At 62.3% G+C, this 26,232-nt stretch carries 28 protein-coding genes; 17 read left to right on the forward strand and 11 right to left on the reverse strand.

Features of this window, described 5'->3' with window-relative positions:
* Nucleotides 1-42: 42 nt before the first annotated feature.
* Both trxB and EO094_RS15500 read right to left on the reverse strand, forming a co-directional pair.
* A complete protein-coding gene (gene trxB, locus EO094_RS15495; RefSeq protein ID WP_128293819.1) occupies nucleotides 43-1,011 on the reverse strand; it encodes a thioredoxin-disulfide reductase in 969 nt (322 codons plus the stop codon).
* Between the two features lie 183 nt (nucleotides 1,012-1,194).
* Nucleotides 1,195-2,115 carry a mitochondrial fission ELM1 family protein gene (locus EO094_RS15500; protein WP_164879690.1) on the reverse strand — a complete coding sequence of 307 codons (921 nt, stop codon included), beginning with the start codon at nucleotides 2,113-2,115 and terminating at the stop codon, nucleotides 1,195-1,197.
* Nucleotides 2,116-2,661: 546 nt separating this feature from the next.
* Between EO094_RS15500 and EO094_RS15505 the strand changes: the two genes are divergently transcribed.
* Nucleotides 2,662-3,072 carry a DUF3775 domain-containing protein gene (locus EO094_RS15505; RefSeq protein ID WP_128293821.1) on the forward strand — a complete coding sequence of 137 codons (411 nt, stop codon included), beginning with the start codon at nucleotides 2,662-2,664 and terminating at the stop codon, nucleotides 3,070-3,072.
* Nucleotides 3,073-3,217: 145 nt separating this feature from the next.
* Nucleotides 3,218-3,580, forward strand: coding sequence for an SH3 domain-containing protein (locus EO094_RS15510; protein WP_128293822.1), 363 nt, complete (start codon nucleotides 3,218-3,220; stop codon nucleotides 3,578-3,580).
* 39 nt (nucleotides 3,581-3,619) lie between these two features.
* Here EO094_RS15510 and EO094_RS15515 read toward each other — a convergent pair whose 3' ends face one another.
* Nucleotides 3,620-4,597 (reverse strand): hypothetical protein, encoded by a 978-nt coding sequence (locus EO094_RS15515; protein WP_128293823.1) that lies wholly within the window; start codon nucleotides 4,595-4,597, stop codon nucleotides 3,620-3,622.
* On the opposite strand from EO094_RS15515, the gene uvrB reads away from it, so the two are divergent.
* Entirely contained in the window at nucleotides 4,578-7,604 is a 3,027-nt protein-coding gene (uvrB, locus tag EO094_RS15520) for an excinuclease ABC subunit UvrB (RefSeq protein ID WP_281275266.1), read from the forward strand. The genes EO094_RS15515 and uvrB overlap by 20 nt on opposite strands.
* A 6-nt stretch (nucleotides 7,605-7,610) precedes the next feature.
* On the opposite strand, the gene bla is transcribed toward uvrB, so the two are convergent.
* Complete coding sequence (gene bla, locus EO094_RS15525; RefSeq protein WP_128293824.1) at nucleotides 7,611-8,519, reverse strand: class A beta-lactamase; 909 nt, start codon at nucleotides 8,517-8,519, stop codon at nucleotides 7,611-7,613.
* 180 nt (nucleotides 8,520-8,699) lie between these two features.
* On the opposite strand from bla, the gene EO094_RS15530 reads away from it, so the two are divergent.
* The 5 genes from EO094_RS15530 (at nucleotide 8,700) to EO094_RS15550 (ending at nucleotide 11,118) form a co-directional block, all read left to right on the forward strand.
* On the forward strand, nucleotides 8,700-8,972 hold the full coding sequence (locus EO094_RS15530; RefSeq protein WP_164879691.1) for a hypothetical protein: 273 nt from the start codon (nucleotides 8,700-8,702) through the stop codon (nucleotides 8,970-8,972).
* Nucleotides 8,973-9,090: 118 nt separating this feature from the next.
* Nucleotides 9,091-9,933: a DUF72 domain-containing protein gene (locus EO094_RS15535; RefSeq protein ID WP_128293826.1), complete on the forward strand. Its 843-nt coding sequence runs from the start codon at nucleotides 9,091-9,093 to the stop codon at nucleotides 9,931-9,933.
* Nucleotides 9,934-10,026: 93 nt separating this feature from the next.
* Nucleotides 10,027-10,206, forward strand: a complete 180-nt coding sequence (locus EO094_RS15540) for a hypothetical protein (RefSeq protein ID WP_092815147.1) — start codon at nucleotides 10,027-10,029, stop codon at nucleotides 10,204-10,206.
* Nucleotides 10,207-10,327: 121 nt separating this feature from the next.
* Nucleotides 10,328-10,684 carry a DUF6665 family protein gene (locus EO094_RS15545; protein WP_128293827.1) on the forward strand — a complete coding sequence of 119 codons (357 nt, stop codon included), beginning with the start codon at nucleotides 10,328-10,330 and terminating at the stop codon, nucleotides 10,682-10,684.
* Between the two features lie 221 nt (nucleotides 10,685-10,905).
* Nucleotides 10,906-11,118: a cold-shock protein gene (locus EO094_RS15550; RefSeq protein ID WP_092815141.1), complete on the forward strand. Its 213-nt coding sequence runs from the start codon at nucleotides 10,906-10,908 to the stop codon at nucleotides 11,116-11,118.
* 76 nt (nucleotides 11,119-11,194) lie between these two features.
* Here the strand turns inward: EO094_RS15550 and EO094_RS15555 are convergent, their stop codons facing one another.
* Nucleotides 11,195-11,590, reverse strand: coding sequence for a universal stress protein (locus tag EO094_RS15555; protein WP_164879692.1), 396 nt, complete (start codon nucleotides 11,588-11,590; stop codon nucleotides 11,195-11,197).
* Nucleotides 11,591-11,856: 266 nt separating this feature from the next.
* Between EO094_RS15555 and EO094_RS15560 the strand changes: the two genes are divergently transcribed.
* The 3 genes from EO094_RS15560 (at nucleotide 11,857) to EO094_RS18905 (ending at nucleotide 13,865) form a co-directional block, all read left to right on the forward strand.
* The gene (locus EO094_RS15560) at nucleotides 11,857-12,378 is read left to right on the forward strand and encodes a BA14K family protein (protein WP_128293829.1); all 522 of its coding nucleotides are present in this window, start codon (nucleotides 11,857-11,859) and stop codon (nucleotides 12,376-12,378) included.
* A 205-nt stretch (nucleotides 12,379-12,583) separates the two neighbouring features.
* Nucleotides 12,584-12,943: a septal ring lytic transglycosylase RlpA family protein gene (locus EO094_RS15565; protein ID WP_128293830.1), complete on the forward strand. Its 360-nt coding sequence runs from the start codon at nucleotides 12,584-12,586 to the stop codon at nucleotides 12,941-12,943.
* A gap of 229 nt (nucleotides 12,944-13,172) precedes the next feature.
* Entirely contained in the window at nucleotides 13,173-13,865 is a 693-nt protein-coding gene (locus EO094_RS18905; protein ID WP_342772744.1) for a cold-shock protein, read from the forward strand.
* A 196-nt stretch (nucleotides 13,866-14,061) separates the two neighbouring features.
* On the opposite strand, the gene EO094_RS15575 is transcribed toward EO094_RS18905, so the two are convergent.
* Nucleotides 14,062-15,264: a pyridoxal phosphate-dependent aminotransferase gene (locus tag EO094_RS15575; protein ID WP_128293831.1), complete on the reverse strand. Its 1,203-nt coding sequence runs from the start codon at nucleotides 15,262-15,264 to the stop codon at nucleotides 14,062-14,064.
* A gap of 482 nt (nucleotides 15,265-15,746) precedes the next feature.
* Here EO094_RS15575 and EO094_RS15580 point away from each other — a divergent pair, with 482 nt between their 5' ends.
* Nucleotides 15,747-16,412 (forward strand): hypothetical protein, encoded by a 666-nt coding sequence (locus EO094_RS15580; protein ID WP_128293832.1) that lies wholly within the window; start codon nucleotides 15,747-15,749, stop codon nucleotides 16,410-16,412.
* An 83-nt stretch (nucleotides 16,413-16,495) separates the two neighbouring features.
* On the opposite strand, the gene EO094_RS15585 is transcribed toward EO094_RS15580, so the two are convergent.
* From EO094_RS15585 to EO094_RS15600, 4 genes are all read right to left on the reverse strand, one after another.
* Nucleotides 16,496-17,125: a glutathione S-transferase family protein gene (locus EO094_RS15585; RefSeq protein WP_128293833.1), complete on the reverse strand. Its 630-nt coding sequence runs from the start codon at nucleotides 17,123-17,125 to the stop codon at nucleotides 16,496-16,498.
* Nucleotides 17,126-17,228: 103 nt separating this feature from the next.
* Entirely contained in the window at nucleotides 17,229-17,702 is a 474-nt protein-coding gene (greA, locus tag EO094_RS15590) for a transcription elongation factor GreA (protein WP_128293834.1), read from the reverse strand.
* A gap of 93 nt (nucleotides 17,703-17,795) precedes the next feature.
* The gene (gene carB / locus EO094_RS15595) at nucleotides 17,796-21,053 is read right to left on the reverse strand and encodes a carbamoyl-phosphate synthase large subunit (RefSeq protein ID WP_128293835.1); all 3,258 of its coding nucleotides are present in this window, start codon (nucleotides 21,051-21,053) and stop codon (nucleotides 17,796-17,798) included.
* Between the two features lie 168 nt (nucleotides 21,054-21,221).
* Nucleotides 21,222-21,521 (reverse strand): helix-turn-helix domain-containing protein, encoded by a 300-nt coding sequence (locus EO094_RS15600; RefSeq protein ID WP_246008561.1) that lies wholly within the window; start codon nucleotides 21,519-21,521, stop codon nucleotides 21,222-21,224.
* A 462-nt stretch (nucleotides 21,522-21,983) separates the two neighbouring features.
* On the opposite strand from EO094_RS15600, the gene ypfJ reads away from it, so the two are divergent.
* Together ypfJ and EO094_RS15610 are read left to right on the forward strand one after the other, a co-directional pair.
* Nucleotides 21,984-22,853, forward strand: a complete 870-nt coding sequence (ypfJ, locus tag EO094_RS15605; protein WP_128293836.1) for a KPN_02809 family neutral zinc metallopeptidase — start codon at nucleotides 21,984-21,986, stop codon at nucleotides 22,851-22,853.
* A gap of 9 nt (nucleotides 22,854-22,862) precedes the next feature.
* The gene (locus EO094_RS15610) at nucleotides 22,863-23,387 is read left to right on the forward strand and encodes a DUF2937 family protein (protein WP_128293837.1); all 525 of its coding nucleotides are present in this window, start codon (nucleotides 22,863-22,865) and stop codon (nucleotides 23,385-23,387) included.
* 39 nt (nucleotides 23,388-23,426) lie between these two features.
* On the opposite strand, the gene carA is transcribed toward EO094_RS15610, so the two are convergent.
* Nucleotides 23,427-24,626 (reverse strand): glutamine-hydrolyzing carbamoyl-phosphate synthase small subunit, encoded by a 1,200-nt coding sequence (carA, locus tag EO094_RS15615; protein WP_128293838.1) that lies wholly within the window; start codon nucleotides 24,624-24,626, stop codon nucleotides 23,427-23,429.
* Between carA and EO094_RS18505 the strand changes: the two genes are divergently transcribed.
* The 3 genes from EO094_RS18505 to EO094_RS15625 all read left to right on the forward strand — a co-directional run bounded on the left by EO094_RS18505 (nucleotide 24,625) and on the right by EO094_RS15625 (nucleotide 26,222).
* Nucleotides 24,625-24,777 carry a hypothetical protein gene (locus EO094_RS18505; RefSeq protein ID WP_164879693.1) on the forward strand — a complete coding sequence of 51 codons (153 nt, stop codon included), beginning with the start codon at nucleotides 24,625-24,627 and terminating at the stop codon, nucleotides 24,775-24,777. The two genes, carA and EO094_RS18505, sit on opposite strands and share 2 nt — an antisense overlap.
* 86 nt (nucleotides 24,778-24,863) lie before the next feature.
* Entirely contained in the window at nucleotides 24,864-25,328 is a 465-nt protein-coding gene (locus EO094_RS15620; protein ID WP_128293839.1) for a GatB/YqeY domain-containing protein, read from the forward strand.
* Nucleotides 25,329-25,487: 159 nt separating this feature from the next.
* Nucleotides 25,488-26,222, forward strand: coding sequence for a DUF4396 domain-containing protein (locus EO094_RS15625; protein WP_128293840.1), 735 nt, complete (start codon nucleotides 25,488-25,490; stop codon nucleotides 26,220-26,222).
* Nucleotides 26,223-26,232: the final 10 nt, after the last annotated feature.

Consider the following 26,232-nt stretch of genomic DNA (forward strand, 5'->3'; position numbering starts at 1 on the left):
GCGTCCCCGAGGTCTTGAACATTGCGCGTCGAGACAGGTGGCCTACTCGGCCGCCTCCTGCCTTGCTTCCAGCGCGAAGAGGTATTTCTCCGCCTCCAGAGCCGCCATGCAGCCCTGGCCGGCCGCGGTCACCGCCTGCCGGAAAACGTCGTCGGTCACGTCACCCGCTGCGAAAACCCCGGGGATATCCGTCGCCGTCGAATCGGGCGCGGTCCACAGATAGCCGTTCGGCTTCAGACGAAGCTGGTCTTTGAAAAGAGACACCGCCGGTGCGTGACCAATGGCAATGAAGATGCCGTCGACCGCGACTTCCGAGATGGCGCCGCTCCGGACATTGCGAATTTTCGCCCCGGTCACCGCCGGCGGAAAGCCGCCCTGGCCGAGCACTTCCTCGATGGCGGAATCCCACATCACACTGACATTGTCTCGGGTGAGGAGACGGTCCTGGAGGATCCGCTCGGCGCGAAGCGCGTCGCGACGGTGCACGAGCGTGACGTGGCGTGCGAGGTGGGACAGATAGAGCGCTTCCTCGACGGCTGTATTGCCGCCTCCCACGACGAGAACGTCCTTATCTTTGTAGAAGAAGCCATCGCAGGTGGCACAGGCCGACACGCCGAAACCCTTGAAGCGTTCCTCCGACGGCAGGCCGAGCCAGCGTGCCTGCGCACCCGTGGCAATGACGACGGCATCCGCCGTCCAGACATCACCGCTGTCGAGCGTCAGTCGAAATGGCCGGGTGGTAAGCTCGGCCGAGACGACGATATCGCTGACGATCCGGGTGCCGACATTCTCCGCCTGGCTGCGCATCTGCTCCATCAGCCATGGGCCTTGGATCGGCTCCGCAAAGCCCGGATAGTTCTCCACCTCAGTGGTGATTGTGAGCTGTCCGCCAGGCTCCATTCCGGCAATCAGGACCGGCTCGAGAAGAGCCCGCGCCGCGTAGACGGCTGCCGTATAGCCGGCGGGACCTGATCCGATGATCAAGAGCTTGGCATGGTTGGCCGTTGGCATGGTCGCACCCATCGCAGGTTGGTCTGTCCAGATAGGCGGCAACTTCATAAAGGGCAAGCCGAGCATGCCCCTCCGTCACCAGGTTTCGGCCGATGGCAGGTTGTTTGGTGCGCCTCGTGCAACCCAGGCGCTGTTTTTGGCGCTTTCCGGCGCGTTGCGCACCCTTTCCGGATTGCGCGACCGTCAGCTCAAAAGACGCTCGCGCACGACGTCGGCCGCATAAGCGGTGGCATCGACCGCGCCGGCCCCCTCGAACTCGAGATCGACCCCATCGGGTCCTGTCAGAGACACGAGACCGCGAGCGTCGAGATTTGAGGCGAATTCGTCATGACGGCGCGAGTGTCCGTTGAGCGGCAGGAGATTGACAGGATGCCCACTCGCGACCGCTTCTGACACCATCGAGACGGAATCGGCGGTCACGATCAGGCGATCGGCCAGCGCGAGTAGCCCGAAATACGGATTGTCGCCGTTTCCGTCCCATTGCCAGTACCAGGGCTCGGGCTGAAATTCGCCGGCGAGAGATTGCTTCACCCGGTCTTCGGTACGCCGCGAGGGTGTCACCACGATACGCGCTCCGGTCGTCTCGTGCACGCCGCGGATGATCGCCTTGAGCCGAGTGAGGAAGGCCTCGCTCATCCAGTAATGGCGTGTCGGGCCCCCCAGAACGACGCCGATGAGGCTGTTTTCCGAACCGCGGAGGCGGGGCCCCCATTGAGCTGCGGCCTCGTCGAGTTTTTCACGTGTCACACGATGCAGCGCGGTATCGACATTGACAACGTTCTCGCCGGCAAGATGGTCGTGGCGCATCGAAACGACGAGATCGAAATGGTGCACGGGCGTCAGCGGATTCTGAATGTGCACCGTCCGCGTGGTGCCTTCTGAAGCACTGTGGATTGCGATGGAGGCGGCGGTGGAACGGCGTCCACAGCTGATGAGGAGATCCGGCCAGGGCGGCGTGAGAAGGTCGCGTGAAGGATCGAGCCCGGTCAGTGCCGCGGGACACAAATGTCCCGGCAGCCACGACCAGGGCTGGCGGAGCCTGATCGTCTTCTCCTCGAACGGCACGCCCAAACGTTCTGCCAGTCCGAGGGCCTGGCTGCGCATGCCGGCCTCGCCGGTCGTCAACACCCAACAACGGGGCTTGGGCGGATTTGCGGAATGCGGAACCATGATCTGACGAAGGCCGGCGATAAGTTGAAGCGCGGGAACCGGTAGCATGCGGGAAGCCGGCGCGCCAAGTGCGCCTTCAGGCGCGGCTAAGACGGCCTTTTCGACCCCGTTTTGCCGTGTTGGAAGGCAGTGAGTGCCTATGTTTCGGGCACATGCATGGCTGGCATGCAGACTCTTTCATTGTGATCGACCGATTGTCGGACGATAAAGCGGGAGCTGACGAGCTCTTCGGGCACTTCCCTGTGGCCGCAGAGAGCAGCTGTTCCCCTCTTGGACGGCCGGTCATTGACCGGCTCCAAACTCTCCCGACGAGTCCTGGATATCAAACACCGGGGCTCGTCTTTTTTTTTGTTTCGGGCTAGTGGCTTGATGGGAGGGAACGGTTGCAGGCGAAGGCCACGTGACAACGCGTTCCGCTACAAGATGCAACACTCGTGCTAGGCTTTTTTGAAGGCCGGCACACAAGCAGAACACGGAACAATGGCTGTCGATCTTTCTCTCGATCCCTCGACCCTCCGGCTTTTTGCCGACAAGGCCCGGACGCTCAGTGCCGATTTGGAGGCGGGGTACGAGGACGGCCGCGAACACGAAATCGACCTCGACGCCGAGGGCATGCACGAATCGCATCATCACGACGCGCTCGCGGAAGAAGAGACCGACGACCAGACCGAGCAAGAGCTTCGCGAACTCATCGACGATCTGAATATCGATGAAGCGGCGGATCTGGTGGCGATCGTATGGATTGGGCGCGGGGATTACGGCGCCGACGATTGGGACGAGGCGCGCTCCGAAGCGAGAAGCCGCGCCCAGGGCAAGACCTCCAAGTACCTCCTCGGCATGCCGCTTCTCGCGGACCATATCGACGCCGGTCTCGACGCGCTGGATCTCTAGGTCGTCCGTCTGGTCAAGGTGGCGCTTTCACCCTGCGGCTCTTTCTGAGCCGAAGCGAGAGCGTGGCGGCAAGCGCCGCTCTTGCAGAGCCATCGCGGAAACGGCACCGTGGCGCTATGGCGAATCAATCCTTACCGGGATCCCCGTGCCGTTCGTCTCAAATATCCGCCTGATCGTCTCACTGATCCTGTTGGGCGCTTTGGGCCTTCCATCTTCCGCTTCCGCGGCAGACGCCGCTTTGCGCCGCGATGCGGTCATCCGCGTTCTGCCCACTGATGCGTCTGAGGTGCTCGTTGATGTGGCGAAGGGCTCCGAAGTCGTCGTCAACGGCTGCGCGCAGGCGGAGGGATGGTGTCTGGTACGCCCCCGCTCGGGCGATGCGCGACATGGCTGGCTCCGGGGGGATGTGCTGACGGCGCTCGGGTTCAGTCGCCGGCGCGAAATCGGCGATGATGCCGCCATAAATATCGAGACCGATGGGCAGGTGACGATCGTCGTCCTGCGATAGTGTGATCCAACGACGCTCAGACGAGGCGTCCATTCGGCGTTACCATCTCCGATAGAGTTTCAGGCGAAGGCTGGCGTTCTGGCTGTCGAGCCCGATGTCGGAAACCGCCCCCACGAGCGACATGCCTTTGATCAGCTGCTGCTGGGCTTCAACAGAGCTGTGCCAGATGAAATCGGTATCCGACACGTATGACTGCGCCGTGAGCGCGGTGTCGGTCGGCAGGATGTTGAGCCGCAGATAAGGGGCCGTCGCCATCGTTTGCTCGGCATCGGACCCGACGCCTGAGCCGGAGAGGGCGTAACTCAGCTGCAGCGATGCTTCGACGAGGTTGCCGAAAGATTCGTCGCGCCCGATACGGGCCGCTATTCGGTAGCTGTTCTCCTCCGGGATCACATTGCCTTCGATCCAGGCCTTGTCCCAGGTCCAGTCGTAATTGGGGAAAGGGCCGGGCAGGGCGAGACTGTACCATGCCACATCCGTCGGCCGGTTCCCCCATTGCCACACGCGCGTGTCGACGCCGTGGGAGCCGCTGCCGGTCGTGCCGATGTCGACCCCGAAGCGACCGTCCAAATCACCGGCGCTCTGGGCGCCCAATGTGTAGATGGCCGCGCCGTCGGCGAGCGGCGAACGATTGACGATCAGCCAATCTCGTTGATCCGCCTCTGCCGATGAAACGAATGCGTGCAGGCCGAGGACGGACAAGATTCCGAGCGTCATGATTTGCGGTCGGACGCGGCCGACGCCGAGAGTGATCCGCAAGTCTCCAAACTCCAGGTCAGGTAAGCCGGTGCGAAGACCCCCGGACGTTCCTCCAAATTCAAATTGCTTTCGTTCCAAGATAGAAGCTCTTGTGGCGAAATGAAGAATCCCGTTATGCGGGTATGTGACACGGGCAGGTTGTGAGAGGCTGTGGCGGGTAAAGCCGTCGCCCTCGGCGGCTGGCGAAAGCTGCGGCGCAGGCCTTTTCGCGCCCGCATGGCTGGTCCATATAGCGAACATGGCAGCAGACAGGCGCACATCCTCCGGACGACGCGGCAAGGCCGCTAAGCCGGCCTCCGAAACCACGTACGATCAGCCGGAAGGCGATGGTGAGGGGTTCGGCGAGGCGGCACAGCCTTCGCTGGAAGGTGTGCCGATCGAAAAGGCGTTTGCCGGCTCGATCACGTCGTGGGCGGAAGAGATTGCGCGCGAGGCCGAGGCGGAAGGGCGCAGCACGCGCGTCCGGCCGCCCCAGCCGAAGGATCGCGGCGGCCTTGCCTATGATCGCTCCATCGCCGTTCCGGAAAAGCCGGGGACGGATTCTGCACCGGAGAGAAAATCTCGTGACGGAAAGTCGAGGCTTGGGCCGGGAAAGAATTCCGGTTGGGAGACGGACCAGTCGATCCCCCTGAAGGGCGACGAGACCGAAGCGCCGGCGAAAACCGGCCGCGGTGCCGCGGGCAAGAGCAAAAAGCCCGGTGCCGGCAAGAAGGCCGCTGACAAGCCGTTGAAGACCTCCAGGGGAACCTCGATGGGTGGGCGCAGCTCGGCCAAGGAGCGCGCAGGTGCGGGCATGAGCCCGGCCGCCGGCTTCGACGTGAATCTGGAAGATGCGGAGAATTTGCCGGGCTCTGCCGTCACGGCGACGGTCGAAGCCCTGTCGTCTCTCATCGAGACAGGCCGTCCGGAGTTTCGCGACGGCACCTGGGTTCCGCATCGGCCCCCGCGGCCGGAAAAATCCGAAGGCGGCGTTCCGCTCAAGATCACCTCCGAATTCGAGCCGCGTGGAGACCAGCCCCAGGCGATTTCGGAGCTCGTTGCTGGCATCAAAGAGGCGGGAGAGGCGACCCAGGTGCTGCTCGGCGTCACCGGCTCGGGCAAGACCTTCACCATGGCGAAGGTGATCGAGGAGACGCAGCGGCCTGCGCTCATTCTGGCGCCCAACAAGACCCTGGCGGCGCAGCTCTACGGCGAGTTCAAATCGTTCTTTCCGGAGAACGCGGTCGAGTATTTCGTATCCTACTACGACTATTATCAGCCGGAGGCCTACGTCCCGCGCACTGACACCTATATCGAGAAGGAATCCTCCATCAACGAGCAGATCGACCGCATGCGCCACTCGGCGACACGTGCGCTGCTCGAACGTGACGACGTGGTGATCGTCGCTTCCGTGTCGTGCATCTACGGTATCGGCTCGGTGGAAACCTATACCGCCATGACCTTTGGCCTGGAGGTGGGTGACCGGCTCGACCAGCGCCAGCTCATGGCCGATCTGGTGGCCCTGCAATACAAGCGGTCAGACGCCAATTTCATCCGGGGCACGTTCCGGGTGCGTGGCGACACGATCGAGATTTTCCCAGCCCACTTGGAAGATCGCGGCTGGCGGGTCTCGCTGTTCGGCGACGAGATCGAGGCAATATCGGAATTTGATCCGCTCACAGGTCAGAAATCAGGTGAGCTTCGTTCCGTAAAGGTCTATGCGAACTCGCACTATGTCACACCTAAACCGACTCTTCAGCAGGCGGTGAAGGGGATCCGGGCGGAGCTCAAATGGCGCCTCGACGAGCTGGAAAAAGCGGGCCGGCTTCTCGAAGCGCAGCGCCTTGAGCAGCGCACGCGCTTCGATCTGGAGATGATCGAGGCGACAGGCTCCTGTGCCGGCATCGAGAACTATTCGCGCTATTTGACGGGGCGCAAGCCCGGCGAGCCGCCGCCGACCCTGTTCGAGTACCTGCCCGACAACGCGCTCGTCTTTGTCGACGAGAGCCATGTCACGATTCCGCAGATCGGCGGCATGTATCGAGGCGACTTCCGGCGCAAGGCGACGCTCGCCGAATACGGCTTCAGACTGCCGTCCTGCATGGACAACCGGCCGCTTCGCTTCGAGGAGTGGGACGCGATGCGTCCACAGAGCGTGTGCGTGTCGGCGACGCCGGGCAACTGGGAGCTCAACGAGACCGGCGGTGTCTTCACCGAGCAGGTCATTCGTCCGACCGGCCTGATCGATCCGCCGGTGGAAATCCGTCCCGCCTCGAGCCAGGTCGACGATCTTCTGGGCGCGGTGAAGGAGACCGCTGCCGGCGGTTACCGGGCGCTCGTCACGGTGCTGACCAAACGCATGGCCGAAGATTTGACGGAGTACCTCCACGAACACGGCGTGCGCGTGCGCTACATGCATTCCGATATCGATACGATCGAGCGCATCGAGATCATCCGCGACCTGCGTCTCGGCGCCTTCGATGTTCTCGTCGGAATCAACCTGCTGCGAGAGGGGCTGGACATCCCCGAATGCGGTCTCGTCGCGATTCTGGATGCCGACAAGGAGGGTTTCCTGCGCTCCGAGACGTCACTGGTGCAGACCATCGGCCGTGCCGCTCGCAATGTCGATGGGCGGGTGATCCTATATGCGGACGGTATGACCGGATCGATGGAACGGGCGATCGCGGAAACCGAGCGCCGGCGTGAAAAGCAGATCGCCTACAATGTCGAGAACAATATCACGCCGGAATCGGTGAAGGCGCGCATCGCCGATATCCTCGATTCCGTCTATGAGCGCGATCACGTTCGCGTCGGTGTCTCCGGCGGCGGCCGCGGCGCCGGTCACGCCGAGGATGAAGGCGCGCTCATGGGCCACAATCTGCGCGCCCACATTGAGGACCTCGAGAAACGCATGCTGGAGGCTGCTTCGAATCTGGAATTCGAAGAGGCGGCGCGGATGCGTGACGAGATCAAGCGGCTGGAAGCGACCGAGCTTGCGGTCATGGACGACCCGCTTGCCCGCAACACCGGCATCGAAAACACCCGGCAGAGCCGGAAAGATGCGGCCAAGTCGGGCGGCTCGCGCGTGCGCAAGAACACGCTCGACGAGATGACGGTTGGACGGACCGAGAAACCGCTCGGCGGTCCGGCTCCCTTGCGGGCCCCGGAGGGCGATGACGTCCAGCCGCTGCGGCGCGAGAATATCGGTAAGGGGTCGTACGAGGAGCCCGAAGACGAGCGCGCGCGCCAGCGCCGCCCGAGAAAAACCGGGCGGCCGGGTCGCTAACGACGCTCAGGCTTTGATCACTTCGGCGATCGCCTTGCCGATCTCGGCAAAGCCGGCATTGCGCTCGTCGAACGAGGCGCCGCTTTCCGTCAGATAGATGGAGGCGATGATGGGCTTGCGTCCGCTCGGCCAGATGACGGCAACGTCGTTCATGGTACCGTTGCCGCCGCCGCCCGTCTTGTCGCCGACGAGGAAGTCGCCGGGAAGACCGGCACGCAGCTTCTCGTCGCCCGTCTTGTTGGTGCACATCCATCTCTTGAGATACAGGCGGGATCGGTCCGAGAGGCTGCCTTTGACAAGAAGCGTCTGCGCATCGCGGGCCATGGCGCGCGGGCTGGTCGTGTCCCTTGGATCTCCGGGCGTCGCCTCGTTGAGCTCCGTTTCCCGGCGGTCGAGGCGGGTCACCTGATCGCCGATGGAGCGAGCGAAAGATGTGATCGCGGGCGGTCCGCCGAGGCTGTCGAGGATCAGGTTGCCGGCCGTGTTGTCGCTTTGCGTCATTGCCGCGACGCAGAGATCCGCAAGTGTCATCCCCTCACCACCGACATGTTCCTTGGTGACGGGCGAATAGGTCACGAGGTTCTTTTCCTCGAAGCTGATGCGACGCTCGAGATCTTCCTCGCCCATATCGACCTTCGCCAGCACGGCGCCGCAGGCGAGCAGCTTGAAGGTGCTGCACATTGGGAAACGCTCGTCCGCACGCTGGGCCCATTCGCGACCCGTCTCGATGTCGAGGACATAGGCACCGAGACGCGCATTCAGGCGCTGTTCCACTTCGGAGAGCGTGCGTGTCAGCACGTCCTGCGGAGGATTGTCGTCAGCGGTCTGTGCGAAAAGCGGGGCGGGCAAAAACGCGCTGCCGGCCATCGCGGCCATGAGGGCCGTGAAGCTGCGGCGCGTCGGCATCGTATCCATGTCGGTTCCTTCCTGACATCTGCGGCAGGCGGGCCGCTAGCTGCGTCGGAAGACGGAATTAAGGCCAAACCGCAAAGTGCGAATGTCAGCTTGTGAATGGTCGAAAGCTGCCCCACATCAATTGTCATGTGCAGGTCAGCTTCACGTCCGAGCCGGGGTTCAGGCCGGTCCCTTTTGGGATTGGCGCTCGTCGGTCTCCTCGCGCTCGCTACGATCCCCTCTGTTGCGATGGCGCAGAGCTTTGGCAACCCCGATCGGCCGCGGATCCCGCGGGTTGACGTGCCGAAGCTGAAAGCTCCGGATCCGATCAACAACCCCTATGATCAGCCACGCCTTCGCCAGCGTCAGCTGGAGAACCAGCGCATTTTCGCACCGCCCGGCTGTGCCGGAAATCTCACGGCGCAGCAGCGCGCAAGGTGTCGGGCGCAATATCAGTATCGCGAAGAGAACTGACGGCGGGGGCCGGGCGGCTTTCTGACGCGGACGTACCGTCAGGTTCCTCAGCGTTTTTTCGGGTTGCTTCCACATTCAAGGCAGGGAAGGGTCTCTCTCCAGGAAGAGGAGGCGAGGCATGCCGGCGCAAAACAGGTCCGAAGAGAAAAACTCGGCTCGGACGGGACCCATCCGGGTTGGCATAGGCGGTTGGACCTTCGAACCCTGGCGCGGCACCTTCTATCCAGAAAAGCTGCCGAAGACGCGCGAGCTCGAATATGCGGCGTCCAAGCTGACGGCGATCGAAATCAACGGCACCTTCTATCGCGGCCAGAGCGCCAAGAGTTTTGGCAAATGGCACGACGAGACGCCGGACGATTTTGTCTTCGCTCTGAAGGGGCATCGCGCCATTTCCATGAAGAAGAAGCTCGCCGAAACCGGCGACAGTCTCGATTGGTTCATCAACGGCGGCATCGCCGAGTTGAAGCAAAAGCTCGGTCCGATCCTGTGGCAGTTCGCGCCGAGCCGTTCCTTCGATGGTGAGGATATTTCCGCTTTCCTGAAGCTCCTGCCGCAGGAAGTCGACGGTCTGCCGCTTCGCCACGCACTCGAAGTCCGCCACGGGAGCTTCCTGTGTGAGGAATTCGTCGATCTCGCGCGCCGCCACAACGTGGCGATCGTCTATGCCGAGTCAGACGATTATCCGGGGCTCGCCGAGCCGACAGCCGATTTCGCCTATCTGCGGCTGATGCGCACGCGCGAGGAGGAGAAGACCGGCTATTCTCCTTCCGATCTCGAGAACTGGGCGGAGCGTGCGCGCGTCTTGGCGCAGGGAAGCGTGCCCGACGATCTGCCTCGTCTGTCGGACAAAGCCTCTAAGGGGACGGCCGGTTTCCTCTCTGTTTTCGTCTTCTTTATCGCTGGCGAGAAGGTCCGCAATCCACATGCGGCGATGGACCTTATGGCACGGCTTGAAGCCTGATCTCGACCCCGCGATCGGCGAACCGGGAAAGCGTCTCGTCATTTGCGGACGATGTGGTTATCTAACGACGTCCGGCAGATGGAGACGAGGCACATGTCCACAGAGCCGCAGCTCTACAAGAAGGCCAAGGATCGACGAAAGAAGGCGCCGGTGAAGCGCGTTCAGCTGTCGGCCGAGGAGCGCCGCGCCTACGAAGAATTGATGCAGGAACGGCAAAAGCGCGACAAAGAGCACACGCAGTTCCTCCCCGAGGACCGCCAAACGCGGCGCTAAATGCGCCGTAACACCTGCGCTGGTATCTGAACGGGCGGCGAGGGCCTCGGCGTCTTCATGAGCCGTATCAGGCCCCAGCGGTGGTCTTGTCCGCGAAGGCGGCTCGTCCTAGCTGGGGGACATGAGCATTCGTCCGCCGCGCATTCTTGCTCCGAGCAAGCAGTCTTCGCCCTACGACGCCCTCGAGCACGAGATGATGGCGGAGAGGGCTGCAAGCCTCTCGCGCATCGCCTCGCGCTTTGAAGACGCTCTGACAGCCTGGCGTCGCCTTGAAGACGCGGCGAAAGCTGGCGACCGCGAACCTGCCATCGAAGATGCTCGCGCGCGGGCGTTGGACGAGGCGGCTCAGGCCTTGTGGGCACTCGTTGTGCAGCGTGAGGCGCTCGGTCTCCCGGGTACGGAACGGCTGATGCGCGAATACGACGTGCCGCGGGTGCTGCGTGCAAGGCTTGGGATCGTGAGAAAGCCGGCGCTGTGACGAGGCTGGAGAGGCGGCGCCTTGTTATCTTTGGCGTTTCCCTTCATAACGCGCTTGGGCGCGTAAATGTTGGATGGGCGCGTCCCGACGACCGGTTAAGTCTGCGCCGCGCGGTTTAGTACCCGACCGGTAGGTGATGTCTTTCCCGACTGTTTCGAAATTCGGGTGCGGTGATGAGCCGACCTCGATGAATCCGACTACAAAGGGAAAGGGTTTCTCCCATGAGCCAGACCGGCACCGTTAAGTTCTTTGATTCCACGCGCGGCTTCGGCTTCATCGCTCCGGAAGATGGCAGCAAGGACGTTTTCGTCCACATTTCGGCCGTTGAGCGCTCTGGACTTCCGGGTCTTGTCGAAGGCAATCGCGTCAGCTTCGAGCTGCAGCAGGATCCCAGGGGCCGCGGCCCGCAGGCGGTCAATCTCCAGCTTGCCTGATTGCTTTTGCTCCGGGGTGTGACTGCTCCGAGCCAGATTTGACGATCGAACCGCCGGCATGTCCGGCGGTTTTTGTTTAGCGCACCACCAGCACCGAGCACGGGCTGTGCAGGACCACATTGGCTGCGTTTGACCCCATGACATAGTCGCCAAGATTGGGGTTGTGCGACGCCATAACCACGAGATCGATCTTTTCCTGGTTGATCGCCGCACGGATGCCGCGAGCCACGGTCCCGGAGCGGTAGATGGCGCGGCTTCGGATATCTTCGGGCAGATACTCGCGCCGGAACACCTCCACGGCGGGGAGGTGATGCGTTGGGAACTGCGAAAAGTCCGCTTCCATCTGGGGAAACACACTCAAAACCACGAGCTCGGCGTCATAGAGACGCGCGAGTTCGATCGCCGTCGTGACGGATTTCTTCCAGCTGGCGATGTGGTCGAGGTCGATCGGAAGCAAGATCCGGCTCACCATCGCCGTCCTCCCAGGTTTCTTGTATCTCGGCCATGATGCGCTCAAGGCATGTTGCGCGCCCATGCGCCGCCAAGCCGCGCGACATCGTTTGAGGTCATCAGGGTGTCGCTGTCGACCTCCGGTTTTGCCGAAGTCTCTCACGGCCTCGCGAGCGTGATGGCAAGGAGGCGCGTTCGTTCAGCCATCGTTCAGCCTGGAAGTCCTACCAATCTCATCAAGAAGCCGGAGATGATCTTCCGGCGGGGCTTATTGGCAAGGAAACGACGATGTCTTTCTTCAGACCCACTGCTCTCAAGACGACTGCCGCGGCTCTGGCTGTGGCACTGACTGCTCTTACCCTGCCGGCTGGCGCGCAGGCCGGCTCATGGGAATCGCGCCACTGGGATGGCCACAGGGGATATTATGGTGACCGTGGCTGGGACCGTCCGCGCGGCTATTATGGGCACCGCCACCATCATCGCCGCGACCGCGATGACGCCGGTGCGGCGGTTGCTGCCGGTGTTGTCGGTCTGGCCGCGGGGACTCTTCTCGGATCGGCGCTGACCGCGCCGCGCGCCGCCCCCGTCTACGTCGAGCCGGCACCGGTCTACGCGGCTCCGCCGCCCGTCTATGTCGAGCCGGCGCCCGTCTATGCGGTTCCGGCACGCAATCCGCTGGTTGTCTACGACACCCGGCCCGCTCCTTGGACGCCGGAATGGTATGCCTATTGCAGCTCGAAGTATCGCTCCTTCGATGCCAATAGTGGTACCTATCAGCCCTATAATGGCCCGCGTCAGCTTTGCCAGTGACGCATTGTTTTTCTTGAGCAACACATAGGAAAGGCCGCTTCTCGGGAGCGGCCTTTTGCTTTTCTGCGCGATCCGAGTGACATCACGGTCACATTGGCAGCTCTTCCCGCCGCGCCCCAAGAAATGCCCCAGGTCTTGCCCATTTCTGGCCCCTTTTCACCGGTGAAAGCGGCAGCGGCAAAGTTGATTTCATGGGAAGAGAAGAATGCTCCACTCGGCGAAGTTCCTCGCCGCGGCGGTCCTTGCGGCCAGCTGCGTCCTCGTAACCCAGCCCCAAAGCGCCAATGCTCAGACCGGCCACGCCTCCTGGTATGCCCTGACCTCGCGCACGGCTTCCGGCGAACGGTGTAATCCGAATGCAATGACCGCGGCGCACCGCACGCTGCCTTTCGGCACCAAGGTGAAGGTCACCAATCTGCGCAACGGCCGGGCCGCCATCGTACGCATCAATGACCGCGGCCCCTTCATCAAAGGGCGCATCATCGACGTCACGCGCGCTGCCGCCCACAAGCTCGGCTTCAAAGGGCGCGGCACGGCAAAGGTTCAAGTCGAAGTCCTGAAGTGAAACGCGGATTTGGGGCCGGAGATAGGTTCGGCCCATTAGGGACTTGCAGATTTGCCCGCATAACGGCATGATCATACGCGGGGGTTTGCATGAGGCGCCCCCTTTATGGTCGAGGGCCAGCGGACCGATCCCGGCTTTCCATGTATTCCCAAGTAAAGACCGCGCGCTTGCCCGCGTCGGCTGGTGACGCTCCAGCCGGCGACTTTTTTCTATCGAAGGACGAGATGAGATGATGAACAATGGCGGTCGCGGCGGGCACGACGACGACGACTTTGGTGAGCGCCCGGACCGTGATCGGTCCCGCCGGCCCCGTCGTGGTGGTGCGCGCGAATTCGGCAGCGATTTCGGTAGCGATGCTCCCACCCCCGGTTATGGCGATCGGGGAGACGGGGGCTTCGGCAGAGACAATGAAGGTGGCTATCGCGGTGGCGGCGGCGGTGGCGGAGGCTATCGCGGCGGTCCCAACCGCGGTGGCGGTTATCGCGGTGGCGGCGAAGGCGGCGGCTACCGCGGCGGTGGTGAAGGCGGCGGCTACCGCGGTGGCGGTGAAGGTGGCGGCTATCGCGGTGGTGGCGAAGGCGGCGGCTATCGCGGCGGCGGTGGTGGCGGCGGCTTCCGCAGTGGCGGAGGCGGTGGCGGCTTCCGTAGCGGCGGTGGTGGCGGCGGCTTCCAGGATCGTCAGCCAGCAGAAGTCGGCCCGCGTCAGAACGGCACGCTGAAGTTCTTCAACGCGGATCGTGGCTTCGGCTTCATCTCGCCGGAGGACGGCAGCAAGGACGTCTTCGTGCATATCTCGGCGATCGAGCGCTCCGGCCTGCCGCAGCTTGCGGAAGGCACGAGGATCTCGTTCGAGACGCAGCAGGATCGTCGCGGGCGCGGCCCGCAGGCGGTCAATCTGCAGCTGCTCGACGACGAGGCCTGAGCAAGTCGGCGGAGGTGCGCCGGCGTTCTTGAGAGGACGCTTTTCGCCCACGAACGGCAAAGCGACAAAAATTGGGGCGGCTCGCTTGCGCGGGCCGCCCCTTTTTCTTGGCGTCTCGGTCTTCGAAATGCGTCAGCCTTGCGTGCTCTCCATCTCTGCAATCCGGAGCATCGCTGCCCCGGACCGCGGTGAGGCCTCAGCTCAGCGTGTTGCAGAAACGCTGGATGCGTTCGCAAGCCGCCTCGAGCGCTTCCGTCGACGTCGCATAGGAGATCCGGAAGTTGGGGCCGAGACCGAAGGCTCCGCCATGAACGACCGCGACCCCCTCCGCTTCGAGAAGCTCGGTGACGAAATCCTGGTCGTTGTCGATGGTTTTGCCTGAAGGCGCCTTCTTGCCGATCGCCGCCGCGCAGGACGGATAGACGTAGAACGCGCCTTCCGGCTCCGGGCACTCGAGAAGAGCACTCTGGTTGAGCATAGACACGACCAGATCGCGCCGCTTCTGGAAGGCCTTGCGCGAAGTCTCCACGAAATCCTGAGGTCCCGTGAGCGCCTCGACCGCCGCCCATTGCGCGATGGAGCAGGTGCCGGAGGTCTGCTGGCTCTGGATTTTGGTCATCGCCTTGATGAGCTCGTCCGGGCCGCCGGCATAGCCGATGCGCCAGCCGGTCATCGCATAGGCCTTCGACACGCCGTTCATCGTGAGTGTGCGTGAATAGAGCTCCGGCTCTGCCGCGGCGAGCGTGGAAAACGGCTCGTCGATGTAGAGAAGGTGTTCGTACATGTCGTCCGACATGATCCACACATGCGGATGCTTCATCAAAACCGCCGCGAGCGCCTTCAGTTCGGCTTCGGTATAGGCCGCGCCGGAAGGGTTCGAAGGCGAGTTGAAGATCAGCCATTTGGTCTTCGGCGTGAGCGCGCCCTCAAGGGCTTCCGGCGTCAGCTTGAACTTGTTTTCAAGCGTCGTGTCGACGAAGCGCGGCTCGCCACCGTTGAGAAGAACCATATCCGGATAGCTCACCCAATAAGGTGCCGGAATGAGGACCTCGTCACCCGGGTTAAGGGTCGCCGCCAGCGCGTTGTAAAGAATCTGCTTTCCACCGGTCCCGACGATGGTCTGCGTCGGCTTGTAGGTGAGACCGTTCTCGCGCTTGAACTTCTCGGCGATCGCCGTGCGCAGTTCCATGATGCCCGGAACCGGCGTGTATTTCGTCTCGCCACGCTTGATGGCGGCGATCGCGGCTTCCTTGATGTTGTCGGGCGTGTCGAAATCGGGTTCGCCCGCACTGAGGCTGATCACGTCTCGTCCCTGCGCCTTCAGTTCACGCGCCTTCTCGGCGACGGCGATGGTCTGGGAGGGCTGAACACGAGCGAGGTTGTCGGCAAGGAAGGCCATGAGTTTGAAATCCGACTGAAGGGAGTTAGCAACGGGCGCGAAACCTAGGCCCATGGGGCGAGAGGCGCAAGGCGCAAGCGCGTCGAACGCACAATGGCAGATGCGCTTTGCCGGCGGATCTTGCTCGACTTCAGTCAGATTGAGGCGAGCCTTCAATCCAATTCGCTTGCCGGAAAGGCAGCAAGTGGAAAAGTCCGCGCGCCGACAACCGCGGCAGAGCGAAGATGCTAACTCTCTATTCCATGCAGGATTCCGGTAGATTTTCGGGCATCCGCCGCTGGCTGGCGCGTGTCTCGGGGGAGGCGGGGCATGTGGCGATCGACTGGCGCCGCGCCTGACGGAGTGCTCGCTTCGCCCTCGTAGGGTCAAGATCCATTGCGTGTGGTCCGAAGCAGGCTCAGCGAAGGTTTCTTGAAGTTCACGCAACGAATTCCGTGGCGCGGGTATTCTCGACGAGAGGGGCGCGTCAATGGGAGATACGAATGCGCAGACTTCTTGCCGCGAGCACGGCTCTCGCTCTCAGCATGTCCACACTGGCCTACGCCCAGACAGGGGCTGATGAGCCATCTTCGCCGCCTGATATGAGTGCGCCAAATCCTGATCAGAACAATGATGAGGGTATGGAGGCCAATCCGGATATGGACATGATGTCCGATCAGGACGGGCAATCAGAGATGGAGGATGATACAGCGTCGTCGTCGCAGAACCAACCGAGGCAACGTTACGGCTCTGGCTGGGGCGGATCCGGCTATGGCGGTTGGGGTCCCGGCAATTGCATGATGGCGCCTGGAAACGGGCCCGGAGGCGGCTGGTATGGCGGAGGCCCCGGCTATCAGGGTGACTGGGCGGGCCAGACGCCGATGCAGCGACCCGGGCCTGGTGGCGGTTGGGGCCAGTGGGGTCCCGGCCCGGCGGCGATGGGGCCTGGCCATCACGGCATGAAATGGCGTGGCCATCACGGGCATGGCATGGCCCGCGACGGCACCAGCTTCAGGCTGCGTCAGGGCGACACGACGATCCGCGTGACGTGCTCACCGAAAGAGAGCGCGGAGGCCTGCGCCAGCGCGGCCGCCAAATTGATGGAGGCGGCCCACGAAATCGGCGCATCGGACGTGAGTGTGAGGCGAGGGAGCGGCAGTACGCAGTAGCCGCACTCGAAAAAACCACGCTTCGCGCCTGCTGGCGCGGAGCGCTATGCGTGGCTGCGCCGATCCGTCAGGGCGCCGATCCGTTATGGGAGTGGGATGCCCTGGTCCTTTTTTGGCACGTCGTAGCCGCGTTGGACGGCTGGGCGGTCGGCGATGCGCAGATACCAATCGCGCACATGCGGAAAATCGCCGAGATCGATGCCCTGCCACTCGAAACGTGAGGCCCACGGCCACGCGGCCATGTCGGCGATCGAATATTCCCCGGCGAGATAATCGTGCTCTGCGAGCTGCGTATCGAGCACCTTGTAAAGGCGCGCAGCCTCCTTGGCGTAACGCTCTTCCGCATAGGAAGCCTTGCCGGGATTGAACTTCAAGAAATGGTGCGCCTGACCGAGCATGGGACCGAAACCGCCCATCTGCCACATCAGCCATTCCATCGCCCGCCAGCGACCGGCCTCGTCGGTCGGCATGAATTTGCCGGTCTTTTCCGCGAGATAGAGGAGGATAGCGCCGGATTCCATCAGCGCCTGACCACCCTCGTGATCGACGATCGCAGGGATCTTATTGTTCGGGCTGATCTTGAGAAATTGCGGCCGAAATTGCTCGTCCGCCATGATGTCGATGGGATAGACCTCGTACGCGAGCCCCATCTCTTCGAGAGCGATGGAGACCTTGCGGCCGTTCGGTGTGGTCCAGGTGTAAAGATCGATCATGGCAATGCCCACCTTAAGGTCAGGCGGGCCAGTTAGCAGGAGCGCGCCATAGGCTGCAAGACGAGCCGGCGCGCTCTTTCGTTACAAAACCCCAGTGAAGGGCTCAGCCGTAGGCGATCTCGAGGATCTCATAGCTGTGGGCCCCGCCCGGAGCCGCAACCTCGACGGAATCGCCGACGCTCTTGCCGATGAGGGCACGCGCGATCGGCGAAGAGATCGAAATGCGGCCGAGGCGGACATCGGCTTCCATGTCACCGACGATCTGCCAGGTCTTCTCCTCGTCGGTGTCCTCGTCGACGAGCTTCACTTTGGCGCCGAATTTCACCGTCGAACCGGTCAGCTTAGACACGTCGATAATGTCGGCGCGCGACAGCTTGTCTTCGAGCTCCGCGATGCGGCCTTCGTTCAGGCTCTGTTGCTCCTTCGCGGCGTGATATTCCGCGTTCTCCGAGAGGTCGCCATGCGCGCGGGCTTCGGCAATCGCCTGAATGATGCGCGGCCTTTCCTCGGAGGTGAGTCGTTTGAGCTCCGATTCCAGTTGCGCATGGCCGGCAGCGGTCATCGGAATCTTTTCCATCTTCTCCTCCACGACGCCTCGTTTTTGGGCTGGGGGCAACAAAAAAGCGGGTGCTCCACCGATGAGGGGAACACCCTGCTTGACGAAACTAACTCAGGCTGCGTCGAAGTAGGATTGCAGCGGCCTGACTTCAAGCTGCCCGCCGAGAAGGGCTTCAATGCCCTGTGCCGCAGCACGTGCTCCCGCCAAAGTGGTAAAATAAGGCACTTTGTGCAGCAGCGCGGCTCGTCTCAGCGACCGGCTGTCGGCGAGGGCCTGAGCGCCTTCCGTGGTGTTGAAGACCAGCTGCACCTCGCCATTCTTGATAGCATCAACGATATGTGGCCGGCCTTCAAGTACCTTGTTTACCTTGGCGCAGGCGATCCCGTGTTCTTCCAGAAAGCGCTGTGTGCCGGTCGTCGCGATGATCGTGAAGCCGAGGGATGCAAGCTGGCGCATCGTGTCCATCACGCGCGGCTTGTCTCCGTCGCGCACCGAGACGAAAGCCGTGCCGCCGGTCGGAAGCTGCACGCCACCGGCGAGCTGGCTCTTGGCGAAGGCCACGGCAAAATCGTAGTCGAGGCCCATCACTTCGCCGGTCGAGCGCATCTCCGGTCCGAGCACCGTGTCGACACCGGGGAAGCGGGCGAAGGGGAAAACGGCTTCCTTCACCGCCACATGCTTATGGACGAGCGGCGTCGCCTCAAGGTCCTTCAGCTTTTCACCCGCCATGATCCGCGCGGCGAGCTTCGCGATCGGCCGGCCGACGGCCTTTGCCACGAAAGGCACCGTGCGCGAGGCGCGCGGGTTGACCTCCAGCACGAAGATGTCGTCGCCCTTGACCGCGTATTGCACGTTCATGAGCCCGCCGACGGAAAGCCCCTTGGCGAGCGCCGCCGTCTGACGGCCCAATTCGTCAATGATCTCTTTCGACAGAGAATGCGGCGGCAGGGAACAGGCGGAATCGCCGGAATGGATGCCGGCTTCCTCGATATGCTCCATGATGCCGCAGACGACGACATCGGTGCCGTCGCAAAGCGCGTCGACATCGACTTCGATCGCATCGGCGAGGTAGGAATCGATCAGCACCGGCGACTTGCCGGAGACGACGACCGCCTCGTTGATATAGCGCTCGAGCTGCGCGGTATCGCGCACGATTTCCATCGCCCGCCCGCCGAGCACATAAGACGGCCGGATGACGACCGGAAAGCCGATCTTCTCGGCGATCGCGAAGGCTTCTTCCGCCGAATGAGCGATCCCGTTGCGCGGCTGTTTGAGGCCGAGCTTCCCGAGTACCTGCTGGAAGCGGTCGCGATCCTCGGCGAGGTCGATCGCATCGGGCGAGGTGCCGAGGATCGGAATGCCCGCCTTTTCGAGCGGCTGCGCGAGTTTCAGCGGGGTCTGGCCGCCAAACTGCACGATCACGCCTTTGAGCGTTCCGGCGCTCTGCTCGACGCGCAGGATCTCCAGCACGTCCTCCGCCGTGAGCGGCTCGAAATAAAGCCGGTCGGAGGTGTCGTAGTCGGTGGAGACCGTCTCCGGATTGCAGTTGATCATGATCGTCTCATAGCCCGCATCTGCGAGCGCGAAGGCGGCATGACAGCAGCAATAGTCGAATTCGATGCCCTGACCGATCCGGTTCGGCCCGCCGCCCAGGATGACGATCTTTTCCCGATTGCTCGGACGCGCCTCGTCCTCTGCCTCGCCACCGGCGCGGAAGGGGCGCTCATAGGTCGAGTACATATAGGCCGTGGCGGCGGCGAACTCGGCCGCACATGTGTCGATGCGCTTGAAGACCGGCCTGACGCCGAGGCGGTCGCGCAGCGCGCGCACGCTTTCCTCGTCGGTGCCGGCGAGTTTGGCGAGGCGGGCATCGGAAAAGCCGAGGCTCTTCAGCCGGTGCAGGACCACCTTGTCGTCAGGCACACCGTTGGCGCGGATGCGTTCTTCCCAGCCGACGAGCCCTTCAAGCTCCCGCAGGAACCAGGGATCGATGGCGCAGGCTTCATAAATCTCTTCGCACGACGTGCCGAGACGAAGCGCCTGTGCCACCTTCAACAACCGGTCAGGCGTGGGGCGGGCAAGGGCAGCGCGAATGGCATTCTTGTCGTCGCCTTCGCCGAGGCCCGGAATCGTGACCTCGTCCAGCCCGTCTAGCCCGGTCTCAAGACCCCGCAGAGCCTTTTGAAGGGATTCGCTGAACGAGCGCCCGATCGCCATCACCTCGCCGACGGACTTCATCGACGTGGTCAAAGAGGGTTCCGCTCCAGGAAATTTCTCGAAGGCGAAACGCGGGATTTTGGTCACGACGTAATCGATCGTCGGCTCGAAAGAGGCCGGCATCGCTCCGCCGGTGATCTCGTTTTCGAGCTCGTCGAGCGTATAGCCGATGGCGAGCCGCGCCGCGACTTTCGCGATCGGAAAGCCGGTCGCCTTGGAGGCAAGGGCCGAGGACCGCGAGACGCGCGGATTCATCTCGATGACGACCATGCGTCCATCGGCCGGGTTGATCGCGAACTGCACGTTCGAGCCGCCGGTCTCCACGCCGATCTCACGCAGCACCGCGAGCGACGCATCCCGCATCACCTGGTATTCTTTGTCGGTGAGGGTGAGGGCGGGGGCAACGGTGATCGAATCACCCGTATGCACGCCCATCGGATCGATGTTCTCGATGGAGCAGATGATGATGCAGTTGTCCGCTTTGTCGCGGACGACCTCCATCTCGTATTCCTTCCAGCCGAGCACCGATTCTTCGATCAGGATTTCGTTGGTCGGCGAGGCGTCGATGCCGCGTTCGGCGATCTCGAGAAATTCTTCACGGTTGTAGGCGATGCCGCCGCCGGTGCCGCCGAGCGTGAAGGAGGGGCGAATGATCGCCGGCAGACCGATCTCTTCGAGTGCAGCAAGGGCTTCGGGAAGCGAATGGGCAAGACGCGAGGTCGGCGTATCGAGGCCGATCTTCGTCATGGCTTCGCGGAAGAGCTCTCGGTCCTCGGCCTTGTCGATGACTTCCGCGCGTGCACCGATCATCGTGACGCCATAGCGATCGAGAACGCCGGCCTTGGCCACGGACAAGGCGCAATTGAGCGCCGTCTGCCCGCCCATCGTTGGAAGGAGTGCGTCGGGCCGCTCCTTTTCGATGATCTTGGTGACCACATCGGGCGTGATCGGTTCGATGTAGGTGGCGTCCGCCAAGTCCGGATCGGTCATGATGGTGGCCGGATTGGAATTGACGAGGATGACCCGATATCCCTCGGCCTTCAGAGCCTTCAAGGCTTGCGTGCCGGAATAATCGAATTCGCAGGCCTGGCCGATCACGATCGGTCCGGCCCCAATAACCAGAATGGAAGAGATGTCGGTGCGTTTCGGCATGGGGGCGTGCTGGTAGGCGGGCCGTTCGGCCCGGCCGGTTCCGGGTGGTTGGAAAGTTGCGCGCTTATAGAGGAATTCGCGCAAGAGGCAAAGTCGCTCCCTGGAGCGCTGTGGACCTACAGCCTCGTGGAGCCCAAAGCGGAGCCGAGACGACCGAGAGAAACGAGGTCAACTCATGCCAGCGATGGCGGACGGCTCAGATTCGGGGCTCAAATCTTCTTCTGGGTCTTGGCCGTCTTCGTACGAGGCCGTCTCGCCATCGTAGTCGGCGATCCCGACCGAGAGCGCGTAGCAGGCGAGGCGAACCGACTTCGGGATCTTAACCTTCTTGCCGTCACGTTCGCCTGTCTCATAATACTGAATCATACGTTTTTTGAGGCCCAGCCGGTCGGCGGCCTCTTTCTGTTTCATTCCGAGCTTTTTTCGCCAGGCTTTGAACTGGTCGGGTGTCATCGTGGAAACGCCCAAGGCAGGTCCCTTTCAGCTGACCGAATTTAGGGGCTTTTTACACTGCGGCCTATAGCGAAATCGTGAAGGCGCAAAAAGTGCATTTCTTGTTTGACAAATGCGCACAATGTGCACATATTCACGATGAAGGCGCAAATAGTGCTCCTTTTGGCGGCTAACATGCCGCCAGACGCAACCTGTCAGAGGAGGGCTCACAGATGTTGAATGACATCGTCCTGCAGCGGGCTCGCCTGGGTTACGATCGCGTGGATATGCATCGCTACGCGACTCTGAACTGCGGCATGGCACGTTTGTTCAAACGTGTAGGCCATTGGTTCAGCTGAGGTTTCTCACGGCGATTGCGCTGTAAAGAAGTGTGATGAACAAAAACGCGGCTCCCCTGGCCGCGTTTTTGCTTTCAGGCGACGGAACCGCCGGCCATCTCCGTTTCTTTTCCCGTCGCAGAAACGGACGGAGTATCGAATGCGGTGGCGGGGTCGGCGTCAGTCGAGCAATATCGAATATCGAACCGGCGGGCGAAGCTCGCTGCCGATCGGACGTGCCGGCGGCGGCATCGGCTTCCTGATCGTGGCCGCAGTCCTTTTCTTCGTCTTCGGCATCAATCCGATGGAACTCCTCCGCGAGGTGGAGACCGGCCAGGGACAGATCTCGAGCGAGCAGCGCTCTCCATCAGGAGAGGTCGCCCCCACCCGAACGGAAGTTGATGATTTCGTGGCGACAGTGCTTGCCGAAACCGAAGACGTCTGGGGCGACATTTTCCGCGAGGCGGGGGCCGACTATCCCGAACCCACTCTCGTTCTCTTCAATGATTCCGTTCGCTCCGCCTGCGGCCTGGCGGGCAGGGCGGCTGGGCCCTTTTATTGTCCGGGCGACCGAAAGCTCTATCTCGACTTGTCGTTCTTCGAAGAGCTGAAGCGCCGCTTTCGCGCCCCCGGCGATTTCGCGCAGGCTTATGTGATCGCGCATGAAGTCGGCCATCATGTGCAGAACCTGACAGGCGTTCTCTCGAAAGTGAACGAGATGCGTCAGGGCATGAGCGAGCGTGCCGGCAACGCTTTGTCTGTGCGGGTCGAGCTTCAGGCGGATTGCTATGCCGGCATCTGGGCGAACCGGACGCGCGACAAGGGATTGCTGGAGGAGGGCGATCTCGACGAGGCGCTCAATGCGGCAACCCAGATCGGCGACGATATGATCCAGAAGCGCACGCAAGGCTATGTCGTGCCCGAGGCTTTCAATCATGGCTCGTCAGAGGAGCGGCGACGCTGGTTCCGCCAGGGTTACCAATCGGGAGATCTCGATGCCTGCGATACTTTCAGCGTTTCGACGCTTTGAGGCGGAAGGATGAGCGTTGCGGGCCGCACGGCCGTGCTGTGCCTCGCGCTGGCTGGAGGTCTTGCGGGCTCGCAGGCGCCGGAATTCGCCCAGCAATATCGGCAGCGCCTGGGCGGCGCGGTCGATGAAATGCGGCAGGTCGTGGCGGAGTTCGACGAGGATGTCCGCCGCAACGGCCTCGACCGTGACGAGGCGGTGGCGCTTTATGCCCAGTCGCCCGAAGCGTTTCTCAAGGATCGCGGGCTCTCGATGAAGCGTCTTCTCGCGCGCTTCTCGACGCTCAGCCGTCAGCAGGCGGAGCTGGAGCTGGCAGAGCCTTTGATGCGACCGATGATCGTCTTCAGGAATCCGGACCAGAAAATCGTGCAAGGCGCCTGGCAGATCTACGAGCCGGCCGTTCCGGTGACGGCAGCGGGCGCTGCTTGGGCTTTCGCCGGACTTTCTCTCATCGGCGGTTTCGCCTGGTTCTCAGGCAAAATGCTGCGCTTCCTCTTTGCGAACAACCGCAGGCGCTCAGAAGTCACCCCAAGCTGAGACCGGCTTCGGAAAAGCTGGTCCGCCGGTGGCGGCGGCTTACGCCGGCGTCTTGTCCGTCTGCGCTTTGAGGTTCTCGCGAATGAGATTCATGAAGCGCTGGAAGAGATAATGGCTGTCCTGAGGGCCAGGCGAGGCTTCCGGGTGGTATTGCACCGAAAAGACCGGCTTGTCTTTCAGGCGCAGGCCGGCATTGGAGCCGTCGAACAGCGAGACATGCGTCTCTTCCACCTCGGGCGGCAGGCTGTCGCGATCGATCGCGAAGCCATGGTTCATCGAGACGATTTCCACCTTGCCCGTGGTCTTGTCCTTGACCGGATGATTGGCGCCGTGATGGCCCTGATGCATCTTGGCCGTCTTCCCGCCGAGCGCGAGGCCCATCATCTGATGGCCGAGGCAGATGCCGAATGTCGGTGTCCCGCTGTCGATGACGCTGCGAATCGCAGGAACCGCGTAGGTCCCCGTCGCAGCCGGATCGCCCGGACCGTTGGAGAGGAAAACGCCGTCCGGATTGAGGGACAGAATATCTTCCGCCGTCGCCGTCGCAGGCAGAACTGTGACCTTGCAGCCCTCTTCGGTCAGGAGGCGCAGGATGTTCCGCTTGATGCCGTAATCTACGACCACGACGTGGCACTCGCCGTCCTCGCGATGTCCATAGCCTTGGCCGGGCTTCCAGCTCGTTTCGTTCCAGTCGTAGCGCTGGCCCGAGGTGACGCCCGGCACGAGATCCTGCCCGTCCATCTTCGGCATTGCGGCCGCTTCCGCTTTCAGCGCCTCGTAATCGAAATTGCCGTTCGGGTCGTGAACGATGACGGCATTCGCCATGCCGTTTTCGCGGATGCGATTGGTGAGGGCACGGGTGTCGACGTCCGCAATGCCGGGGATGCCGCGAGCCTTCAGCCACGCATCGAGGTTTTTCGCCGCACGCCAGTTGGACGGAGCCGTGATCGGTGCTCGCAAGACGCAACCGGCCACGCCGGAATTGCGTGCCATGTTCACCGTCTCGACGTCTTCGTCGTTCGTGCCCACATTGCCGATATGCGGGAAGGTGAATGTGATGATCTGCCCCGCATAGGAGGGATCGGTCAAAATCTCTTGATAACCGGTCATCGCGGTATTGAAGCAAACTTCGCCGGAAGACTTGCCTGTTGCTCCCAATCCTTCGCCTTCGATGATGGTGCCGTCGGCGAGGACGAGGCAGGCAGTGGGTTTGCTTTCGGGCCAGGAAGTGGCGGTCATGAGCGGATCCGACGGTCAGCATGAACAGGTGGAGCTTGCGCTCTCTTGCGTCCCCGCTGCGAGTGTCTATATCGACGGCCTCTATGGCGCGCTGGGGCAGCGCGCGATACGTAGTGGGCGGATCATGTCGCGTCAACGCGAGGATGGTTGAGACCCACATGAGACCCACAGCCGACCACCGAGACTTCACTTCTCATTTTATCTGAGGCGTCTGACGACGCATCGAAGGGGTGACCCATGGTTGATCGAATCCGCGATCAGATCAGCGAAGGCCTGAAAGAGGCCATGAAGAAACAGGACCGCGTGCGCATGACGACGCTGCGGTTGATCAACGCCGCCATCAAGGACCGCGACATCGAGGCGAGGACGAAAGGCAAGGACGGCGTCTCCAACGACGAGATTATGTCGATCTTGACCAAAATGATCCGCCAGCGCGAGGAATCCTCCAAGATCTACGAGGAGAACGCCCGCCTCGACCTCGCCGAGCAGGAACGCAAGGAAATCGAGGTCATCCGTTCGTTTCTGCCGCGGCAGATGGATGACGACGAGCTCAAAAGCGCCTGCCGCGATGTAGTCGGAGATGTGGGCGCTCAGGGCCTTCGCGACATGGGCAAATGCATGGGCACGCTCAAGGAACGCTATTCCGGGCGCATGGATTTTGCCCGGGCGAGCTCCGTCGTGAAGGACATTCTGAGCTCCTAAGAGCGCTCTTCAGGGCCTTCACGCGCCGATCTTGGCGCGTGAAGGCGTAGCTCTCGACGTGGCCTGACGCGCCAGGGATGTGGGGTTTCCTGGCGGAACTCGTCTGCCGATCGGTTGTTGGAAAAGCCGATACTCCAGCAACACGATTGGGATGTGACAATGGTTCCAGCCTGGCTCCATATTCTTGCGATTGCGTCTTTGCTTCTCGGTTTCGTCTGCGCTCTCGTCATTGCCGTCGATGAGCGCCGCCATCCGCAGCATATGTGGATCATGAACATCGTCTGGCCGGCGCTCGCGCTCTTTGCCTCACTCATCGCGCTCTGGGCCTATTTCACCTACGGGCGGCTCGCGACGCATGAGAAGATGCATGCGGCGATGCAGGCGAACGAGACGCCGCCGAGCCAGCGCCTGACGCCATTTCCCGTGATGGTCGGCAAGGGCACCAGCCATTGTGGATCCGGTTGCACACTTGGCGACATCTGCGCGGAGTGGATCGCCTTTCTGTTTCCGACCGTCGCCGTCTGGTTCGGCTGGCAGACGATCTTTTCGGAGAAGATCTTCGCGGTCTGGATCCTCGATTATATCCTAGCCTTCGGCTTCGGTGTGGCCTTCCAGTATTTCACCATCAAGCCGATGCGGAACCTCTCTCCGGTGCAGGGTCTCATCCAGGCGGTGAAGGCAGACGCTTTGTCTCTCACGGCCTGGCAGGTCGGCATGTACGGCTTCATGGCCATCGCCCATTTCTACATCTTCGCGCATGTTCTCGGCGCGAAGCTCGAAGTGACGAGCGTCGAGTTCTGGTTCATGATGCAGATCGCGATGATCTTCGGCTTCATGACGGCTTATCCGGTGAATTGGTGGCTGATCCGTGCCGGCATCAAAGAGAAGATGTAGGCCTGAAGCC

The organism is Afifella aestuarii (assembly GCF_004023665.1).
GTDB classification, from domain to species: domain Bacteria; phylum Pseudomonadota; class Alphaproteobacteria; order Rhizobiales; family Afifellaceae; genus Afifella; species Afifella aestuarii.